14 protein-coding genes are annotated in these 19554 nt (G+C 72.9%); 9 read left to right on the top strand and 5 right to left on the bottom strand.

The genetic code is table 11. The features are described 5' to 3' along the window. Nucleotides 1–98 precede the first annotated feature (98 nt). Entirely contained in the window at nucleotides 99–1316 is a 1218-nt protein-coding gene (locus CS0771_RS09440) for an amidohydrolase (protein ID WP_371821561.1), read from the bottom strand. Nucleotides 1317–1699: 383 nt separating this feature from the next. Continuing rightward, on the bottom strand, nucleotides 1700–3265 hold the full coding sequence (locus CS0771_RS09435; RefSeq protein ID WP_212840648.1) for a methylmalonyl-CoA mutase: 1566 nt from the start codon (nucleotides 3263–3265) through the stop codon (nucleotides 1700–1702). 196 nt (nucleotides 3266–3461) lie between these two features. On the opposite strand from CS0771_RS09435, the gene CS0771_RS09430 reads away from it, so the two are divergent. Together CS0771_RS09430 and CS0771_RS09425 are read left to right on the top strand one after the other, a co-directional pair. Next, on the top strand, nucleotides 3462–5276 hold the full coding sequence (locus CS0771_RS09430) for a serine/threonine-protein kinase (protein ID WP_212840647.1): 1815 nt from the start codon (nucleotides 3462–3464) through the stop codon (nucleotides 5274–5276). A 45-nt stretch (nucleotides 5277–5321) separates the two neighbouring features. After that, on the top strand, nucleotides 5322–7001 hold the full coding sequence (locus CS0771_RS09425) for a phospho-sugar mutase (protein ID WP_212840646.1): 1680 nt from the start codon (nucleotides 5322–5324) through the stop codon (nucleotides 6999–7001). 148 nt (nucleotides 7002–7149) lie between these two features. On the opposite strand, the gene CS0771_RS09420 is transcribed toward CS0771_RS09425, so the two are convergent. Continuing rightward, nucleotides 7150–9096, bottom strand: a complete 1947-nt coding sequence (locus tag CS0771_RS09420) for a hypothetical protein (protein WP_212840645.1) — start codon at nucleotides 9094–9096, stop codon at nucleotides 7150–7152. A gap of 105 nt (nucleotides 9097–9201) precedes the next feature. Here CS0771_RS09420 and CS0771_RS09415 point away from each other — a divergent pair, with 105 nt between their 5' ends. After that, entirely contained in the window at nucleotides 9202–9933 is a 732-nt protein-coding gene (locus CS0771_RS09415; RefSeq protein WP_212840644.1) for a bifunctional 2-polyprenyl-6-hydroxyphenol methylase/3-demethylubiquinol 3-O-methyltransferase UbiG, read from the top strand. 164 nt (nucleotides 9934–10097) lie between these two features. Here the strand turns inward: CS0771_RS09415 and upp are convergent, their stop codons facing one another. Both upp and CS0771_RS09405 read right to left on the bottom strand, forming a co-directional pair. After that, entirely contained in the window at nucleotides 10098–10730 is a 633-nt protein-coding gene (gene upp / locus CS0771_RS09410; protein WP_212840643.1) for a uracil phosphoribosyltransferase, read from the bottom strand. Between the two features lie 9 nt (nucleotides 10731–10739). Next, nucleotides 10740–12020, bottom strand: a complete 1281-nt coding sequence (locus CS0771_RS09405) for a glycosyltransferase (protein ID WP_244871330.1) — start codon at nucleotides 12018–12020, stop codon at nucleotides 10740–10742. Nucleotides 12021–12310: 290 nt separating this feature from the next. Here CS0771_RS09405 and deoC point away from each other — a divergent pair, with 290 nt between their 5' ends. The 6 genes from deoC to CS0771_RS39600 all read left to right on the top strand — a co-directional run bounded on the left by deoC (nucleotide 12311) and on the right by CS0771_RS39600 (nucleotide 19551). Beyond that, entirely contained in the window at nucleotides 12311–13258 is a 948-nt protein-coding gene (gene deoC, locus CS0771_RS09400) for a deoxyribose-phosphate aldolase (protein WP_212840641.1), read from the top strand. A 5-nt stretch (nucleotides 13259–13263) separates the two neighbouring features. Next, nucleotides 13264–14694 (top strand): aldehyde dehydrogenase family protein, encoded by a 1431-nt coding sequence (locus tag CS0771_RS09395; RefSeq protein WP_212840640.1) that lies wholly within the window; start codon nucleotides 13264–13266, stop codon nucleotides 14692–14694. After that, complete coding sequence (locus CS0771_RS09390; RefSeq protein WP_212840639.1) at nucleotides 14684–15562, top strand: aldehyde dehydrogenase family protein; 879 nt, start codon at nucleotides 14684–14686, stop codon at nucleotides 15560–15562. Before CS0771_RS09395 ends, CS0771_RS09390 begins: the two co-directional genes overlap by 11 nt. Nucleotides 15563–15660: 98 nt before the next feature. Beyond that, nucleotides 15661–16890 carry a hypothetical protein gene (locus CS0771_RS09385; RefSeq protein ID WP_212840638.1) on the top strand — a complete coding sequence of 410 codons (1230 nt, stop codon included), beginning with the start codon at nucleotides 15661–15663 and terminating at the stop codon, nucleotides 16888–16890. A gap of 84 nt (nucleotides 16891–16974) precedes the next feature. Further along, nucleotides 16975–17961 carry an acyl-CoA dehydrogenase family protein gene (locus CS0771_RS09380; protein WP_212840637.1) on the top strand — a complete coding sequence of 329 codons (987 nt, stop codon included), beginning with the start codon at nucleotides 16975–16977 and terminating at the stop codon, nucleotides 17959–17961. A gap of 99 nt (nucleotides 17962–18060) precedes the next feature. Next, the gene (locus tag CS0771_RS39600) at nucleotides 18061–19551 is read left to right on the top strand and encodes a SigE family RNA polymerase sigma factor (RefSeq protein ID WP_371821377.1); all 1491 of its coding nucleotides are present in this window, start codon (nucleotides 18061–18063) and stop codon (nucleotides 19549–19551) included. The last annotated feature ends 3 nt before the right edge of the window (nucleotides 19552–19554 follow it).

Here is a 19554-nt window from a genome sequence, read left to right as displayed (position 1 = left end):
GACGGTCCGCGCGGACGGACGGAATGCACGCCGTGGCGGGCAGACATGACGAAGCCCCCGCCCTGCCGTAACGGGCCGGGCGGGGGCTTCGGCGTGGTTCAGAACGAGGGGGAGGCGAGGGCCGCCAGCGCGGTGTGGACCATGGTGCGGACGCCGTAGCCGATGGCGCGCTCGTCGACGTCGAAGGCCGACTGGTGGATGTCCATGCCCGCCGCCGCGCCGGGGATGCCGGTGCCCAGCCGGATCATGGCGCCGGGCACGTGCTCCAGGTAGAACGCGAAGTCCTCGCCGCCCATGCTGATCTCGGCCTCGACCACGCGCTCGGCGCCCAGCGCCGCGCCGGCCGCGCCCGCGATGACCGCCGACGCCATCCGGTCGTTGATCACCGGCGGGACGCCGCGGGTGTAGCGCACGTCGGCCTTGGCGCCGGTGCCGTCCACCACATCCTTGATCAGCTGGGTGACCAGGTCGGGCGCCTCGCGCCAGGCGTCGCGGTTGAGCACCCGGATGGTGCCCTTGGCGCTGCCCTCGCTCGGGATCGCGTTGGACGCCTCGCCCGCGTGGATCGCGCCGAAGACCATGGACAGGCCCGCGCGCGGGTCGACCCGGCGGCCCAGCAGCGCGGGCACCTCGGTCACCACCCGGCCCAGGGCGTACACCAGGTCGGCGGTCAGGTGCGGGCGGGCGGTGTGCCCGCCCTTGCCGCTCAGCCGGACCTCGACGGCGTCGCAGGCGGCCGTGATGGCACCCGAGCGCACTCCGACGATGCCGACCGGCAGTTGCGGCGCGCAGTGCAGGGCGTAGATCGCGGCGACGTCCTTCAGCGCGCCCGCGGAGATCATCTCCGGGGCGCCCGAGTTGATGGACTCCTCGGCCGGCTGGAAGATCAGCCGCACCCGGCCGCCGATGCCGCCCTGCTGCTCCAGCTGGGCCAGCGCCAGGCCGACCCCGAGCAGCACGGTGGTGTGCACGTCGTGACCGCAGGCGTGGGTCACGTTCGGCACCGTCGAGCGGTAGGCCACGTCCTTGGTGTCGGGCAGCGGCAGCGCGTCGAGGTCCGCGCGCAGCGCGATGACCCGCTCACCTTCGCCGATGTCGCACATCACGCCGTTGCCCCGGGGCAGGAAACGCGGCTGCAGGCCGGCGGCCGCGAGTTCGCGGGCGACCAGTGCGGCGGTTTCGAACTCCTGGTGCGAGAGTTCCGGGTGCGCGTGAATGTGACGTCGTACGGCTACCAGGTCGGCGCCCCGCGCGGCGAGCCAGCGGTCGAGCCGGCCAGGCAGCGGATCGGTGTCCGACATGATCTCGGACACCATGGACGACGTCAGCAAGCTGCTCTTGGGCAGCGCCAGCGCACTCGTCACGGCAGATTCTCGATCTCGGTCGATGGGATAAAACGCGTCAAGCCTAGCCCTGGAACGGTGACTCTGCGCAACTACGTTCTTGTAGCCCCCGGGTTGCGGAGAGTCACATTCGAGCAGGTAGGAGCGTTCCGCAGCTAGCGGGACCGTCGATTGCACGTGTCCTCACCTCCTACAACGGGTGACGACGTGCCGGGTCACGCATGACGGGAGACTGGCATCACGCGGTGCAGTTCAGTCGCACGAACGGTGTCATGCAACAACCCTCTAACGCGAAAACCGCTCCGGAGACACGAAACCACCCGGGCGGGGTCGCCCGGGTGGTTGATCGAGAAATGTCAGAACGTCTCGCGCGGCTGGTACGTGCCCCACACCGAGCGCAGGGCGTGACACACCTCACCCACGGTCGCCCGCAGCCGCAGCGCCTCGCGCATCGGGTAGAGCACGTTCTCGCTGCCCGCCGCGGCCTCGCGGAGCTTGCCCAGGGCCGCCTCGACCGCGTCGGCGTCGCGCTCGGCGCGCAACCTCGCCAGGCGCGCGGCCTGCTCCTTCTCGATCGCCGGGTCGACGCGCAGCGGCTCGTACGGCTCCTCGACGTCGATCGTGAACCGGTTGAGGCCGACCACCACCCGCTCGCCGGAGTCCACCTCCAGCGCGGTGCGGTACGCCGAGGACTCGATCTCGCGCTTCTGGAAGCCGGCCTCGATCGCACCGACCGCCGAGCCGTGCTCGAACACCCGCCCGATCAGCGCCGTGGCCTCGGCCTCGATCTCGTCGGTCATCGCCTCCACCACGTAGGAGCCCGCGAACGGGTCCACGGTGGCGGTCAGGTCGGTCTCGTACGCCAGCACCTGCTGCGTGCGCAGCGCGAGCCGGGCCGCCTTCTCGGTGGGCAGCGCGATGGCCTCGTCGTAGGAGTTGGTGTGCAGCGACTGGGTGCCGCCCATGATCGCGCCGAGCGCCTGCGCGGTGACCCGGACCAGGTTCACCTCCGGCTGCTGCGCGGTGAGCTGCACGCCCGCGGTCTGGGTGTGGAAGCGCAGCATCCACGACTTGGGGTCCTTGGCGCCGAACTCCTCCCGCATCACCTTCGCCCAGATGCGGCGGGCGGCGCGGAACTTCGCCACCTCCTCCAGCAGCGTGGTGCGCGCGACGAAGAAGAACGACAGGCGCGGCGCGAAGGCGTCCACATCGAGCCCGGCGGCGACCGCGGCGCGCACGTACTCGATGCCGTCGGCCAGCGTGAACGCGATCTCCTGCACGGGCGTGGCGCCCGCCTCGGCCATGTGGTAGCCGGAGATCGAGATGGTGTTCCACTTGGGAATCTCGGCCCGGCAGTAGGCGAACGTGTCGGCGACCAGGCGCAGCGACGGCTTGGGCGGGAAGATGTACGTCCCGCGCGCGATGTACTCCTTGAGGATGTCGTTCTGGATGGTGCCGTTGAGCCGGTCGCCCGGCACCCCCTGCTCCTCGGCGACGAGCTGGTAGAGCAGCAGCAGCACGCTGCCCGGCGCGTTGATCGTCATCGAGGTGGAGACCTTGTCCAGCGGGATGTCGCGGAACAGCACCCGCATGTCCTCGATGGAGTCGATGGCCACGCCGACCTTGCCGACCTCGCCGTGCGCGATGGGCTCGTCCGAGTCGTACCCCATCTGGGTGGGCAGGTCGAACGCGACGGACAGGCCCATGGTGCCCGCGTTCAGCAGCTGGTGGTAGCGCGCGTTCGACTCGGCCGCGGTGCCGAAGCCGGCGTACTGGCGCATGGTCCACGGACGGGACGTGTACATCGTCGGGTACACACCCCGGGTGAACGGGTACTCGCCGGGACGTTCGCCGCCGGCCGGTCCGTAGACGGGCTCGATGGGGAAGCCGGATTCGCTGCGCCGCGCTGAACGCTCGTTCATACCCCGGATGTTAGGCGGACAGGTCGCCCGCCGGGGTGAGGGATTGCGCACATCACGTACACCCAGGGTGATGACAGCAGGACGGAACGGTGAAATTGGGCGTAGATGCCCGCCCACGGCTTTCGCTGCGCGGCCGAGTCGTACAGGATAGGGAATTGCGCGTCCCCTCGTCCCCTCCCACTTGGCGGCATCAGCAGTGACCACCCATGCATCCACCTGGAGCGGCAGCCCCACCCCCGGCCGAGCCGCTCCGGGCACCGTCATCGGCGGACGCTACTCGCTACGCACCGCGATCGGGCACGGCGGTATGGGCACCGTCTGGCGTGCCGCCGACACCGTGCTGCGCCGCGAGGTGGCCGTCAAGGAGGTCGTGCTGCCGCCGGGCCTGGCCGCCAGCGACGCCGCCTCGATGTACGAGCGCACCCTGCGCGAGGCCCGCGCCGCGGCGAGCCTGTCCCACCCGAGCGTGGTCCAGGTCTTCGACGTGGTCACCGAGGCCGGGCGCCCCTGGATCGTGATGGAGCTGCTCGACGCCCGCGGCCTGGCCGACATGGTGATCGAGGACGGCCCGCTGGCGCCCCGCGCGGTCGCCAAGATCGGCATCGCGCTGCTCGGCGCGCTGGAGGTGGCGCACGCCGCGGGCGTGCTGCACCGCGACGTCAAGCCGGCCAACGTGCTGATCACCACGGACGGCCGCTGCGTGCTCACCGACTTCGGCGTGGCCAAGCTGCCGACCGACGTGCAGCTGACCACGCCCGGCATGGTGCTCGGCTCGCCGCACTTCATCTCCCCCGAGCGCGCGCTCGGCCACGCCTTCGGGCCGCCCAGCGACCTGTTCTCGCTCGGCGTGACGATGTACACCGCCGTCGAGGGCCGCCCGCCGTTCGACAAGGGCGACCCGCTGGCCACCATGCACGCCGTGGTCGAGGAGGAACCCGTCCCGCCGCAGCGCTGCGGCCCGCTGCGCGACGTGCTCTACGGCCTCATGGAGAAGAACCCGGACCGCCGCTGGGACGTGGGCCGCGCCCGCGCGACGCTGCGCGAGCTGCTGGCCGGGCCGCTGGCCCAGAACGCCACCCCGCAGCACGTCACCGACCCGTGGGCGGTCGTCGCGCCGCAGCCGAGCACCACCGCCTGGGTCACCCCGGCGGCACCGGCGCAGGCCGAGCGCCCCGCCAAGGAGATCGGCGGCCGGGCGCTGCTGCACACCGGCGAGACCCCGTCCACCCGCGCCACCGGCGGCGGCCGCCGCAGCGCGCCGGACCCGCTCGACATGCCCACGGGCGCCCACCCCGCGCCCACCGGGGCGCTGCAGACCGTGCAGGCCGCCGGTCCGCGCCCGGCTGCGGCGGCTGGGCCTAAGCCCCTGGACAACCTGGTCGGCCAGGTCAAGGCGTGGCCGAAGAAGATCCGTCTGGCCGCCGCGGCCGGCCTGGCCGGCGTCGTGCTGATCACCGGGGTGGCCTGGGCGGTCATGGGCGACGATGAGCAGCAGCCGCCCGGCTCCGCCGCCCCCGGCAACACCCTGAGCCCGGCCTCCTCGGCCGCGCCCCAGGTGCCCGACGGCATGCAGAGGGTGACCTTCAAGGGCGTCACCGTGCTCGTCCCCGCCGGCTGGAAGGCGGTCAAGGCGGGCAGCTACGTCGACTACCGCGACCCCGCCGACAGCGAGCGCTGGCTGCGCATCAACGTCTACAAGTCCTCCGGCACGCCGACCAAGGAGCTGGAGGGCGCGGAGCGCAACTTCAAGAAGGACACGAAGCGCTGCCAGAAGGACACCTACCAGCGCGTCGACCTGTCCGACCAGAAGCTCGGCACCCTTGAGACGGCCGCGCAGCTGGAGTACCTGTGCACCCCGCCGGAGAAGGGCACCCGGCACGCCATCTGGCGCATCGGCGCGGCCGACGGTATGGCGTACCACATCTACCTCTCGACCTGGGACGACTCCTTCGCGGCGGACAAGCCGGTCTTCGACGCGGCGATCGGCTCCTTCGCGCTCGTCACCACCTGAGGGGTTTGCTGCGCAAAGGTGCGGTCCGCGTGTTATGAAACACCGATGACCGACAACCTTGCCGATCGCGTACGCCACTGGATCGCCCAGGACCCCGACCCCGACGCGCGCAAGGAGCTGCAGCAGCTGCTCGACGCCCTACCGGGCACCGAAGCCGAGCTGACCGACCGGTTCAGCGGGCCGCTCACCTTCGGCACCGCCGGGCTGCGCGGCCCACTGCGGGCCGGCCCCAACGGCATGAACCTGGCCGTGGTCCGGCAGGCCGCGGCCGGCCTGGTCAACTGGCTCACCAAGCACGAGCCCGGCGGCCTGCTGGTCATCGGGTACGACGCCCGCCGCGGCTCGCACGAGTTCGCGCAGGAGACCGCCCGGGTCGCCACCGGCGCCGGGATGCGCGCCGCGCTGATGCCCCGCCCGCTGCCCACCCCCGTGCTCGCGTACGCGGTGCGCGCGATGGACGCCGTGGCCGGCGTCATGGTCACCGCCTCGCACAACCCGCCACAGGACAACGGATACAAGGTCTACCTGGGCGAGCACCTGGGCGGCCCGCTGGGCGCCGGGGCGCAGATCGTGCCGCCCGCCGACCGCGAGATCGAAGCCGAGATCCGCGACGTGAAGCTGCTCTCGCAGGTGCCGCTCGGGCACCCGGGCACCGTGCTCGACGACGAGATCGTGACGTCCTACCTGGCCGCCGCCGCGGCGGTCGTGCAGGACGACCAGCCCAAGGACCTGGCGGTGGCGTACACACCGCTGCACGGGGTGGGCGGCAGGGTGCTCGGCGACGCGTTCCTGCGGGCCGGTTTCCCGGTGCCCGCGGCCGTGCCCGCGCAGGCCGAGCCGGACGGCGCCTTCCCGACCGTCTCCTTCCCCAACCCGGAGGAGCCGGGCGCGATGGACCTGGTCCTCGCGCTGGCCGCCGAGCGGCGGGCCGACATCGCGATCGCCAACGACCCCGACGCGGACCGCTGCGCGGTGGCCGTGCCCGCGCCCAACGGCAACGGCAACGGCTGGCGCATGCTGCGCGGCGACGAGGTCGGCGTGCTGCTCGCCGACCACCTGATGCGGCTGGGCCGCACCGGCACGTACGCCACCACCATCGTCTCGTCCTCGCTGCTGCGGGCCATGTGCGCCAAGCGGGGGTTCGGGTACGCCGAGACGCTCACCGGGTTCAAATGGCTCTCCCGGGCCGCGCCCGACCTGGTCTACGGCTACGAGGAGGCGCTGGGCATCTGCGTCGCCCCCGGCATGGTCCGCGACAAGGACGGCATCACCGCGGCCCTGCTGGTCGCGGAGCTGGCCGCAGGCCTGAAGGCGGAGCTGCGCACCCTGTCCGACCGCCTCGACGACCTCGCGAACGAGTTCGGCCTGCACGTCACCGACCAGCTCTCGGTGCGCGTCGACGACCTGGCCGAGATCGAGCGGATGATGACGCACCTGCGCGCCAAGCTCCCCGGCTCGCTGCTCGACGAGCCGGTCACGTCCACCGAGGACCTGCTCGACCGCCCCGGCGAGCTGAACGCCGACGTGGTCATCCTGCGCACCGAGACCGCCCGGGTGGTGGTCCGGCCGTCGGGCACCGAACCCAAGCTCAAGGCATACCTCGAAGTGGTCGAGCCGGTCTCCGAGGGCGACGTCGCCGCCGCCCGCGAACGCGCCGCCGCGACCGTCCGCGCCCTGCGCACCGAGGTAGCCGCCGCCCTCGGCATCTGGTCCGTCAGCCCTTAAAGCGAAAGGAAGGGCACCTTCTTATCGTTTTCCGATGTAGAAGGTGCCCTTCCTAACACCCGGCAGCGGGCCGAGCCTTCGCCGCCCGGATGACCCGAACAGATCTTGTGCAGTTTGTGCTGCCCTGACGACACGAACTGCACAAGATTCACCCGACGGGCGGGTCCTCGCGGCCGCCAGGCGGCACGGGGCCGTCCTCCCGGTCCGCCGGCGCGGCGGGCCCACCGGACCCAGGCCCACCGGACCCCGGCGCGGCGGGCGCCCAAGGCTGCCCGTCCGCCCGGGCCAGCTCGCTCACCGGCCAGACCGTCACCCCGCCGGTGCGCACGCCGCCGCCGACAAGGTCGTCGACCAGTTCACGCAGCACGTCCGCGCGGGGCGCGCCGTCGGGCAGCACCAGCGCGCCCGCCCGCCAGAAGCGCAGGTCGGCGAGCAGACCCTCGCGCATGCGGCCGGTCACCTCCGGCACCTTCGCGCCTTTGACGATCGAGGCGAACAGCAGGTCGGTCGGGCGTGGCGGCGGCCCGAACAGGGCCGTGCCCGGCTCGCGGCCGGGGCCGATGAAATACCCGCCGGGAAAGCCGAACCCCGCTCCCGACTGCGCCCACCAGCGCATGCCCTCCGTGTGCTCGTTGCTCGTCACCGGCACGGTGACCAGGGTGCGGCCTTCCGGGACGTACGCCCGCCAGGTCCCCGCCGTCACGAACTTCGGCACCGCCGGTCCGCGGTGCGTCGGCAGCGGCAGCGGCAGCAGCGGCACCAGAGCGAGCACGACCAGCGCGTACGCCAGCCGCCGCAGCGGCAGCCCCTGCGCCGACTGCCGCGGCAGCCGCGCCACGACCTCGATGGTCAGCGCCACCAGCGCCCCCACGACCGGCAGCAGCACCAGCCCGAACCGGACCGGCACCACCGACTCCAGCAGCGGCAGGTGGTGGAACGGCCGCCACAGCCCCGGCAGCCCGGTGCGCTCGCCACCCGACAGCACCTGCGGCCCCATGGCGAACAGCGCGAACACCGCGCCGGTGACGATCAGCGCGCGGACCGGCGCCTGCCGCCACAGCCACCCGGCGACGGCCAGCCCGAGCAGCGCCAGCAGCGGCCAGCCGAAGAACGTGTTCTCCTCGGCCGCGTTCGGCGTCAGCAGCCGGGTGGCGTCGACGTTGCCGCCCAGCGACAGCCGCGGGAAGGCGGCGAAGCCGGCCAGGTCCGCGCCGAAGGCCGAGGCCCCGGGCGGCAGCCCGCGGTAACTCTGCGGCCCGAAGAACTGCTTCCAGAGGGGGTACGCGAGCAGCGCTCCCCCGACCACGGCCGCCACGCCCGCGGTGGCCAGCACGGGGCGGATCGCCCCCCGCCGCGCGGGCCAGGTCAGCGCCGCGTACGCGGCCAGGAAGACGCCGCAGCCCAGCGCCGTGTAGAGGAGCACCTCCTCGTTGACGAACGCCTGCGCGACGACGAGCAGCCCGAGCACGGACCCGTTGCGCAGGGCGCGGCCGGGCTCGGCCATGCGCAGCGTCCAGTGCACCAGGAACGGCACCAGGAACTGGGCGGTCCAGTTGGGATGCCCGTTCGCCTGGCTGATCATGCCGGGCCCGAACCCGCACAGCGCGGCCCCGACGGCCGCCGCCGCGCGCGAGCCGACGACGTGGCGCCGCAGGAACCAGTACCAGGCCGCGGCGGTGCCGGCCAAGCCCAGCACCAGCAGCACGGTGAAGCTGAGCTGCGGGCCGCCGAGCACCGTCAGCGGGGCCAGCGGGATGCCCAGGCCGAGGACGACCGTGTTGGCCATCAGGTTGACCCCGTACGGGGCGTTCATCTGCGCGGTGAAGAACGGGTTCGCGTCACCGGCCAGCACGTCCACCGCGTGCCGCAGCACGAACTGGAAGAACACCTGGTCGGGCGCGTTCGCGGAGAGCACGGCACGGGACCCGCCGGCCCACAGCCCCCAGGTCACCAGCACCGCGCCGGCCAGGTACGCACCCAGCACCAGCGCTGTCGCGTTGATACGTCGTGGCTGGTCAGTGCGGTTGCGGGGGTGCCGGGGGCGGTCGGCCGAGGTGGTCCGTACCCGGTGCCACTCCTGAATTTCGGTCTTCACGAGCGTCGAATGTACGGCATTTAGGTAGTCTGTCCTGATTAGCCCTGAATTATCGGGTCAACTCGGAAACAGATTCTCGTTGCAGCTACCGGACGGATGCAGTCGATGACGTCGTACGCCACAGAGCCCGGCCTTCTCACCGGCGACCAGAAGATCCAGGCCGCGGTGCTGGAGAGCCTGGCCGAGGCGGTCAACCACCGCCGCTGGTTCGCCGGCATGGCCACGCCCTACCTGGGTACGCACCCCATCGAGATCGGCAGCGGGCTCGGCGACTACGCGATCGAGTGGCTGCCGCACGTCGAGCGCTACACGGCCACCGAGGCCGACCCGGAGCGCCTCGTCGACCTCAAGCAGCGCTTCGCCGACGACCCCCGGGTGGAGATCCGCGAGATGCTGCTGCCCACCGACGAGCACGGCGAGCACACCGCCCTGGTCAGCTACAACGTCCTGGAGCACATCGAGGACGACGTCGCCGCCCTGCGCAGCATGGCCCGTCTGGTCCGCCCCGGCGCGCCCCTGGTCCTGGTGGTCCCCGCGTTCCCGATCGCGATGAGCCGCGTCGACGTCGCCACCGGCCACTGGCGCCGCTACACCCGCCGCACCCTCACCGACGTCGCCCTCGCCGCAGGCCTGCGGGTCGAGCGCATGGAGTACGTCAACTCCCTCGGCTTCATCTGCTACTTCATCACCGCACGCCTACTCGGCATGTCCCCCAAGGGCGGCACCATGATGCACGTCTACGACTCGGTGGTCACCCCCGTGACCCGCCGCCTCGAACGCCGCCACCGCCCACCGTTCGGCCAGTCCGTCCTGGCCGTCCTCCGCCGCCCCACCTGACCCGCGTTGATCATGAACTTATGGACGTGCTGGACGGCGTGTCACCATCCCCACGCCGTGATCACCTCGCGCGCCCGGTGGGGCCGAGTTGGTGATCACGGTGACAGGGTCGTGACACGCCGCCGAACACGTCCATAAGTTCATGATCAACGCGTAGAGGCGGGTTAGAAGCGGGGCATGCCGCCGAATTGGCGGTCGCCGGCGTCGCCGAGGCCGGGGACGATGAACATGTGTTCGTTGAGGTGGCTGTCGATGGAGGCCGTCACCAGGCGGAGGGGGAGGTTGGAGGCGCGGAGGCGGTCGATGCCGGCGGGGGCGGCCAGGACACAGAGCACGGTGATGTCGGTGCAGCCGCGGTCGGCGAGCAGGCGGCAGCAGTGTTCGAGGGAGCCGCCGGTGGCGAGCATGGGGTCCAGGACCAGGACGGGCTTGCCGGTGAGGTCGCCGGGGAGGGACTCCATGTAGGCGCGGGGCTCGAAGGTGTGCTCGTCGCGGGCGAGGCCGACGAAGCCCATCGAGGACTCGGGCAGCAGGCTCAGCGCGGCGTCGGCCATGCCGAGACCGGCCCGCAGCACCGGCACCAGCAGCGGCGGGTTGGCCAGGCGGGTGCCGACGGCGGTCGCCACCGGGGTCTCGACCGGGAACGTGTCGGCCTTGAAGGTGCGCGTGGCCTCGTAGGCCAGCATGGTGGTGAGCTCGTGCAGCGCGGCCCGGAAGCTGGCCGAGTCGGTGCGAGCGTCGCGCATGGCGGTGAGGCGGGCCTGGGCCAGCGGGTGATCTACGACGAGTACGTCCACGACGTGAAACTACCCGGCCGCCACCGCCCGCGTCGTGCCAACCGCTGCCGTGGTGTCCGCCGCCATGGTGTACACCGCGTGCATCGCCTCGGCGTACCGCTGCGGGGTGTGCGCGGCGGCGCGGGCGCGGGCGGCGGCGCCGAGGCGGTGTGCGGCGCGGCGGTCGCCGAGCAGGCCGAGCACGGCGGCGGCGAACGGCTCCGGCTCGGGCGCGGCGAGCGCGGCGTGGCCGTCGAGGGTGCCGTAGCGGTGCAGGGACGGGTCGGCGAGCACCGCGGGCAGCCCGGCCAGGGCCGCCTCCTGCAACACCAGGGCCTGCGTGTCGGTACGCGACGGGAACGCGAACACGTCCGCGGCGGCGTACGCGGCGGCGACGACGTGCGGCGGCTGCTGCCCGGTGCACACGACCCGAGCGGCGATCCCGGGTCCGGCGTCCCGGAGCAGCCGGGCCAGCCAGCGCGGCTCGTAGACCGCGCCGACCAGTACCAGCCACGCGTCGGGCCGGTCCGCCAGGATCCGGGCGAACGCGCGTACCAGCAGGTCGACGCCCTTCTCGCGGTTGACCCGGCCGACGAACAGCACCAGCGGGTCGCGGGGCCCGATGCCGTGCCCGGCGCGGAACGCCCCCGCCTCGGCCCGCGACGCGGGGCGCTCGCCCACCCCCGTGGGGACCAGCGCGAGCCGCTGCGCGGGCACCGGCAGGGCGACCCGGTCGAGCACTGCCCGGGTGGGCACTACCACGGCCTTCGCGGGACCGAGCAGCAGCCGGTTGCCCTCGGTCAGCACGGCCGCCCGGTCGCCCGCGGCGGGCGCGGGCACGCCCAGCCGCCGGGTGTAGAGGCGCAGCAGCAGCCGCAGCGCCCAGCCGGGCACCTTGTACGCGTCGGCGTAGGCGTGCAGGTCGGTGTGGTACGTCTGGACGAGCCGCGCGCCGGTCCGGTCGGCGAGCAGCACCCCGAGCAGCCCGGCCGGGCCGGGGGTGTGCACGTGGACCACGTCGGGCCGGTACGCGGTCAGGTCGGCGACGAGGCGCTCGCGGGATCGGCGGGTGGCCAGCGGCCAGCGGGCCAGTCGCAGGTCGGCCACGCCGCAGGCGAGCGCGGGCACCCGGAGCAGGCCGGGCTCGTCGTCCTGGTCCCCGTGAGCCGGGACGACGCAGCGCACGTCGTGTCCGGCGGCGGCCTGGGCCGCGCGCAGCGTGCGCAGCGAGGTGACGACACCGTCGCGGCGCGGCAGGTACGTGTCGGTGAAGTGCATGATGCGCACGCCATGACAGTCGGTGACCAGCATGGACGCCACGTGAACCCGGTATGTCGGCCGCGTGGAACCCCGACGGCGACCGCCCCCACCGACGGGTCAGACGCGACCCGGTCGCGCCAGGCGGACCGGTCACGCCGAGCGGGCCGGGCCGGGCGGGCCGGGCCATGATCGGCGTTTCGTGTCCAAACACGCGGCCAGACCGCACTTTCTGACACGAAGTGGCGATCATCGCCACGGGGCGCGGTGACCGTGGCCACCGGAGCGCGTGATCCCACGACGTGGACAAGATCGATACTCGTGAGGCCGCGTAGACTTCGCGTATGACGGCCACCATCTCACCGTTGTCCGAGGTCACGCGCTCTGACGCGGCGCTGCGGACCTTCCTGCACGGCCTGCCCGGCGTGGACCGGGTCGGCGCCGACGCGCGCGCCGCGGGCCTGGGCACCCGATCGATCAAGACGACCGCGAAGGCGTGGGCGATCGACCTCGCCATCCGGATGGTGGACCTGACCACGCTGGAGGGCGCGGACACCCCCGGCAAGGTCCGGGCGCTGTGCGCGAAGGCGCGCCGTCCCGACCCCGCCGACCCGTCCTGCCCGCCGGTCGCCGCGATCTGCGTGTACCCGTCGATGGTGCCGACCGCCGCCGAGGCGCTGCGGGGCTCCGGCATCCACCTGGCCAGCGTCGCGACCGCGTTCCCGTCGGGGCAGGCGCCGCTGAAGGTGAAGCTGGACGACACCCGCGCGGCCGTCGCGGGGGGCGCCGACGAGATCGACATGGTGATCAGCCGGGGCGCCTTCCTGGCCGGCCGCTACCTGGAGGTCTTCGAGGAGATCGTGGCGATCAAGGAGGCGTGCGGCAAGGCGCACCTCAAGGTCATCCTGGAGACCGGCGAGCTGGTCACGTACGACAACGTGCGGCGCGCGTCCTGGCTGGCCATGCTGGCCGGCGGCGACTTCATCAAGACCTCCACCGGCAAGGTGTCCCCCGCGGCGACCCTGCCGGTCACGCTGATCATGCTGGAGGCGGTGCGCGACTTCCTGGACACCACCGGCCGCAAGGTCGGCGTGAAGCCCGCGGGCGGCATCCGCACCACCAAGGACGCCATCAAGTACCTGGTCATGGTCAACGAGATCGCCGGCGACGGCTGGCTGGACCCGGACTGGTTCCGGTTCGGCGCGTCCACGCTGCTCAACGACCTGCTGATGCAGCGCACCAAGCTCGCCACCGGCCACTACTCCGGCCCCGACTACTTCACCCTGGACTGAGTGACATGACGAAGTTCGAATACGCTCCGGCGCCGGAGTCGCGCTCGATCGTGAAGCTGCAGCCGTCGTACGGGCTGTTCATCAACGGCGAGTTCACCGACGGCGCGGGCAGCTTCAAGACTATCTCCCCCGCCTCCGAGGAGGTGCTGGCCGAGGTCGCCGAGGCGTCGGCCGCCGACGTGGACCGGGCCGTGCAGGCGGCGCGGCGCGCGTACGAGGACGTGTGGGGCCCGATGCCGGGCCGGGAGCGGGCCAAGTACCTGTTCCGCATCGCGCGCATCATCGCCGAGCGCAGCCGCGAGCTGGCCGTGCTGGAGTCGCTGAACAACGGCAAGCCGATCAAGGAGTCGCGCGACGTCGACGTGCCGCTGTCGGCCGCGCACTTCTTCTACTACGCGGGCTGGGCCGACAAGCTGCCGTACGCGGGCTTCGGCGCGGACCCCCGCCCGCTGGGCGTGGCCGGCCAGGTCATCCCGTGGAACTTCCCGCTGCTCATGCTCGCCTGGAAGATCGCCCCGGCGCTGGCCGCGGGTAACACGGTGGTGCTCAAGCCGGCCGAGACGACGCCGCTGAGCGCGCTGCTGTTCGCCGAGATCTGCCAGCAGGCCGAGCTGCCGCCGGGCGTGGTCAACATCGTCACCGGCGCGGGCGAGACCGGCGCGGCCCTGGTGAACCACCCCGACGTGGACAAGGTCGCCTTCACCGGCTCGACCGAGGTCGGCCGGATCATCGCGCGGGCCGTCGCGGGCACCAAGAAGAAGGTCACCCTGGAGCTGGGCGGCAAGGCGGCGAACATCGTCTTCGACGACGCCGCGATCGACCAGGCCGTCGAGGGCATCGTCAACGGCATCTTCTTCAACCAGGGCCACGTCTGCTGCGCGGGCTCCCGGCTGCTGGTGCAGGAGTCCGTCGCCGACCAGCTGCTGGAGTCGCTGAAGCGGCGCATGGCCACCCTGCGCGTGGGCGACCCGCTGGACAAGAACACCGACATCGGCGCGATCAACTCCGCGGAGCAGCTCTCCCGGATCAAGGCGCTGGCCGAGATCGGCGCCAGCGAAGGCGCGGAGCGCTGGTCGCCGGCCTGCGAGCTGCCCGAGCGCGGGTTCTGGTTCGCGCCGACCATCTTCACCGGCGTGTCCCAGGCGCACCGCATCGCCCGCGAGGAGATCTTCGGGCCGGTGCTGTCGGTGCTGACCTTCCGCACCCCGGCCGAGGCGGTCGAGAAGGCCAACAACACGCCGTACGGCCTGTCGGCGGGCATCTGGTCGGAGAAGGGCTCGCGCATCCTCGCCATCGCCGACCAGCTGCGGGCCGGTGTGGTCTGGGCGAACACGTTCAACAAGTTCGACCCCACCTCGCCGTTCGGCGGTTACAAGGAGTCCGGATACGGCCGCGAGGGCGGCCGCCACGGCCTGGAGGCCTACCTTGCCCAGTAAGAAGGACGCCGCCGCGACGCGCACGACGGGCGCCGCCGCACCGGCACGGCTCGCCGTGCGCAAGACGTACAAGCTGTTCATCGGTGGTGCGTTCCCGCGCAGCGAGTCGGGCCGCACCTATGTCGTCGCCGACAGCAGGGGGCAGTTCGTGGCCAACGCCGCCCAGGCATCCCGCAAGGACGCCCGCGACGCCGTGCTCGCCGCGCGGGCCGCGTTCGGCAAGTGGTCGGGCGCGACCGCGTACAACAAGGGTCAGGTCATCTACCGCGTCGCGGAGATGCTGGAGGGCCGCCGCGGCGAGTTCGCCGCGCTGGAGGTCCCGGAGTCCGAGGTGGACGAGGCCGTCGACCGTCTGGTCTGGTACGCGGGCTGGACCGACAAGATCGCGCAGGTGGCGGGCGGGGCGAACCCGGTGGCCGGGCCGTACTTCAACATCTCCTCGCCCGAGCCGAGCGGGGTCGTCGCGGTCGTCGCGCCGTCCAGCCCGACGCTGCTCGGCCTGGTCAGCGTCATCGCCCCGGCGATCGCCACCGGCAACACGGTGATCGTGATCTCCGACGCCCCGCGCGTGGCGATCACGCTGGCCGAGGTGCTGGCCACCTCCGACGTGCCGGGCGGCGTGGTGAACATCCTCACCGGCTCCGCCGCCGAGATGGGCCCCTGGCTCGCCTCGCACAGCGACGTCAACGGCCTGGACCTGACCGGCGTGGCCGACGCCAAGCTGGCCCTGGAGCTGGAGCAGGCCGCCGCCGAGACCCTCAAGCGCGTCCGCCGCCCGGCGGCCGTCGACTGGTCCGCCGACCCCGGCCTCGCCCCCATGACGGCGTACCTGGAAACCAAGACCGTCTGGCACCCCAAGGGCCTGTAAAGACAAGGAAGGGCACCTTCTTAACGCTTTGCGTATAAGAAGGTGCCCTTCTTAACGCCTGGCTGCGGGCGTGCGCGGCTCCGCTAGGGTGACCGGTCGTGAGCAGCCCCTCCCGTGACACCGGTCCGATCGAGTTCGTCAGCAAGGCCGACCGCCGCGCCGCGAAGGCCGCGGCGAAGGCCGCCGCCCAGGCCGCGAAGTCCGGCGGCTCGACCGCATCAGGCGTCGCCGGAGCAGGCGGCACGCCTGGCTCAGGTCCGGCCGCGCCCGGAGGCAGGCCCGGCTCAGGTCCGGCGTCCCGCGCGGGCAAGCCCGCCTCCCGGTGGGCGCCGCTGTTCGGCGGGCTCTCCGTCATCGGGGTCATCGGCGCCTTCGTGGCGTGGTTCCTGATCGCGCCGACCCTGCGCCGCCTGCTCATCGGCTTCGCCTGCGACGTCACCGCCTGCTCCGCCGCGGGGATGACCACCGCCGGCTGGCTGGTCGTCGCCGCCCCGGCGTCCGCGATGCTCCTCATCGGCGTGAGCTGGCAGCGGGCCGGGCGGACCGCCCGCCGCGTTATGATCGGCTTCGCCGTGCTGACCTGGCTGGTCGCCATGCTGGTCATCCCGGGCCGCGGCAAGGACCTGTCCGACATCCTGACCGGACCGGGCAGCGCCCAGCTCGGCGAGGGCATCCTGTGGGCACTCGGCGGCGCGGGCGCCGCGCTGGCATTCCTGTTCCTCCTGGTGTTCGTGGGCCGTGCCGTCCCGGCGGTCGACCGCCGCTACAACACCGTGGCGGTCGCCGGGATCGCCGCGATGATCGTGGGCGCGCTGCCGCTCGCGATCGACGCAGCCGAGCCGACGTACGCCCGCGCCGCCGAGGTCTTCCCCGCCGTGCTGAAGATGAACGGCGACACACTGACCCGCACCGAGCTGGGCGACGAGCGGGGCTGCGACGGCGTGCTGCCCGACGACACGCTGCTGGACCGGCACGGCTGCATAGTGACGGTGCGGGCGTCGTACATGACCGACGACAGCGACGCGATCGCCGTGTTCCGGGCGGTGCTCTACCGCGACGACGAGACCGCCGACGAGGCCCGGGCCGGGCTGCCCGCCGGGCTCGCCCCGGTCGGCGCGCCAGGCGGCGCGGTCGCGATCTTCTCCACGACCGGACCGTGGGTGCTGGTCAGCGCGGGCGCGCACGACAACGGCCGGGAGGTCACCGCCGCCGACCGCCCGTGGGTCCTCTGGCCGCTGCGGCAGGTCAGCTACCACTTCATCGGTACGCAGGTCGGCCTGCTCATCGACCCCGACCCCACCGACGCCATCCGCCCCCGCAACCCCTGACCGCGCCACGCGCAGATCTTGTGCACTTGGTGCTGCCGGAGCGACACGAACCGCACAAGATCTGGACGCGCCTAGGATCGGGACATGGTCGACGCGAGCAGACTGCGGCTGCGCGCCGCCGAGATCGCCGAAGAGGTGCTGTTCCCGGCCGCGCTGGCGGTGGACGCGGCCGACCGGGTGCCCGCGTCGCACCTGGATCTGCTGGCGGCCGAGGGTCTCTACGGCGCGGCCGTGCCGGAGGACGGGGACGGCAGGGACTTCCCGCTGCTCGCGTCACTGGTGGAGAGCCTGGCGAGCGGCTGCCTGACCACCGCGTTCGTCTGGCTGCAGCACCACGGGCCGGTGCTGGCCGCCGCGTACAGCGAGCAGCCCGGCATCCGCGACACCTGGCTCGGCCCGCTGTCGACGGGCGAGCGGCGGGCCGGGATCGCGCTGGCCGGGCTGCGCAGCCGCACCGCCCCGATGCGGGTGCGCGCCGTCGGCGGGGGCTTCCTCCTCGACGGCGAGGCACCCTGGGTGACCGGCTGGGACATGATCGACGTGTTGTACGCCGCCGCCCGCGACGAGCACGACGACGTGCGCTTCCTGCTGGTGGACGCGATCGCCGGGCCGACTCTGGGCGTCACCCCGTTGGAACTGGTCGCGGTGCAGGCGAGCCGGACCGTCAACGTGCGATTCGAGAGCCACTTCGTGCCCGCCCACCGGCTCGCCGACGTGCGGCCGTACGCCACCTGGTCGTCATCGGACGCGAGCGGCTCGGCGCTCAACGGCTTCCTCGCCCTGGGCACGGCGGCCCGGTGCTGCCGGCTGATCGGACCGAGCCCGCTGGACGCCGAACTGGCCGCCACCCGTGCGGCGCTGCTGGCCGCGGACCCGGCGGCGACCCCCGCGGCCCGCGCCGCCGCCTCGGAGCTGGCGTTGCGGGCGACCGCGACGCTGGCCGTGCAGACCGGCGCGCGGGCGGTGCTGCGCGGCGAGCAGGCCCAGCGGCTGCTGCGCGAGGCGGCCTTCCTGCTGGTCTTCGGCAACCGCCCGGCCATCCGCGACGAACTGCTGGGCCGCCTGCGATAGCGGCGGTCGCGGAAATCCATCGGCATCGCGGTAAACACGCGGGCCTCGCAGCGGCGTTCTTCCGGCGAGACGATGTCCGCCCCGCGCCGAGGAGTGGTTGTGCACCCGGATTTCGACCAGTACGTGCGCGCCCGTTCCGGGTCGCTCGTGGGTTTCGCGTACCTGCTGTGCCGGGACCGGCACCTGGCCGAGGACCTGGTGCAGGAGGTGCTGGCGCGGGCGTACCACCGCTGGGACCGGATCGAGGCCGACAACCCCGACGTCTACCTGCGCCGGGCCCTGGTCTGGGCGAACTCGTCCTGGTGGCGGCGGCTGTCGCATCGCGAGCGGCCGCACGGCTCCACCCCGGACGGCGCGGGCGACGAGGACTTCGTACAGCGGCACGCGGTGCGTGACGAGCTGTGGGCGCTGCTCGGCGCGCTGCCCCGGCGCCAGCGCACGGTGCTGGTGCTGCGCTACTTCGAGGACCTCGACGACGAGCGCATCGCCGAGCTGCTGGACTGCTCGCCCGCGACGGTCCGGGTGCACGCGCACCGGGGCCTGGGCGCGCTGCGGACCCGGCTCAGCGAGCCGGTGCCCGCGCCGGCCGCCGAGCGGGTCCTCCCGGCGGTCGCGCTGGAGGACGTACGCCGCCGGGCGACGGGTGTCCAGCGGCGTCGGCGCACCGCGCTGGCCGCGGCGGCGGCCGCCGTGATCACCACGGTGCTGGTGCTGCTGCCGGTGTGGCGCGCTCCGCAGCCGCCGCCGGTGCTGACCCCGACCCCGAGCGGCGTGCCCGGCCCAGCCGGCTCGGCCAGCCCGGTGCCGGGGCTGAACACGTCGCCGACCCTGAACCCGGCGCCGTCCGGCACGGTGGCGCTGGTGCCCCGGCCCGCCGCGTGGGCGCTGCCGGAGTTCCCGTACCAGCCGGGCTTCGTGCCCGCGAAGGCCGGGAAGCTGACCGTCGTCTCGGCGCTGGACATGACCGGCCTGGAGAGCGCGGGCAGTCCCGCCAAGCTGCTCGTGTACGCCGGGCCCACGGAGTACGACTGGGACTGGGAGGCGGCGCAGACGCAGGCGGTGAACGTCGACGGCGCGCCCGCGACCATGCGCACCGGCACCGACGAGAACGGCAAGGCGCAGATCGGGCTGACCTGGCGGCGCGACGGCCGCTGGGTGACCGTGCAGAGCTTCGGCGGCCTGCTGACCATCGCCGAGGTCGAGCGCTTCGCCCGCGAGCTGCGGCCCGGCCGGCTGGCCGCGACCCCGACCATCAGCCACGGCCTCATCCCGCAGGGCTACGACGTGAGCAGCCTGGACCGTGACCACGTCTGCCTGAGCGCCGAGCCGCGGCTGCGCTGGCAGGACCCGGAGGGCATCTGCGTATCGGTCGGCACGGACACCAGCCTGGTGCCGGTGACCAGCTCGTTCAGCGTCCGGGGACAGCTCGCGGTGCTGGAGCCCGTCGGCAGCGAGCGGCCCACCGAGCTGCGGGTGCTGCTGGACGAGCACCGGGTGCTGGTGATCGGTCAGAGCCGGGGCGACCTGAGCCGGGAGGATCTGGTCCGGTTCGCCGAGAGCATCACGGTGAGCGGGCCTGCCGGGCAGTGACCC

The organism is Catellatospora sp. IY07-71, from assembly GCF_018326265.1.
Classification (GTDB): domain Bacteria; phylum Actinomycetota; class Actinomycetes; order Mycobacteriales; family Micromonosporaceae; genus Catellatospora.
This window is presented reverse-complemented; position numbering and strand designations above follow the sequence as displayed.